At 64.2% G+C, this 519-nt stretch carries 2 pseudogenes; both read right to left on the reverse strand.

Annotated features, from left to right (window positions below):
- A pseudogene (locus tag HAQ05_RS28070) lies at positions 1-199 on the reverse strand (hypothetical protein); the annotation flags it as partial.
- Between the two features lie 18 nt (positions 200-217).
- A pseudogene (locus tag HAQ05_RS28075) lies at positions 218-519 on the reverse strand (phage tail tape measure protein); the annotation flags it as partial.

Below are 519 nucleotides of genomic sequence, written 5' to 3' on the forward strand. Positions count from 1 at the left end.
GGCTGCCGATCAGCGACGTAAGCTGACGCTCGCGGTCACGGGTCTGGTTGTTGAAGGTCAGCGTGCATTGCCAGTAGGCACCGGGATAGCCCACCACCTGCTGGGCGTTGGAGAGCGACGAGGTAAAACCCCGGTTGTTGTAAACCATACCCCAGGTCATTTCATTCGGGCACAGCGAAGCCGGCCATGGAATAGCCATTCGGTTCTCCTGGAGCCGTTACCGGCGGTTGAGTAGCTGCCGCACCGGGCCGTTTCGCTTCAGATCGCTGATCACAAGCGCATAGCCGTCCTCGGCGCCCTTCTTGGACGCCTGGGCGATGCGCGCCAGCGTGGCGTCGTCGGCTGAGCCCTGAACGCTGATGTGCTGGGTGATGCCGCCGATTGTTGTCGTACCTGAGTTGGCAGCAGATTCGGCCGCCGTGGTATCGCCGGTGCTCAACGCGCGCACGCCCAGCGACCCATCGGCGGCCCGGGTCAGCGGCATGATCGCTTCAGGGCCCGCCTCGGCGAAAATGCCGG

Origin of the sequence: Pseudomonas typographi, assembly GCF_014694385.1 — a bacterium.
Classification (GTDB): domain Bacteria; phylum Pseudomonadota; class Gammaproteobacteria; order Pseudomonadales; family Pseudomonadaceae; genus Aquipseudomonas; species Aquipseudomonas typographi.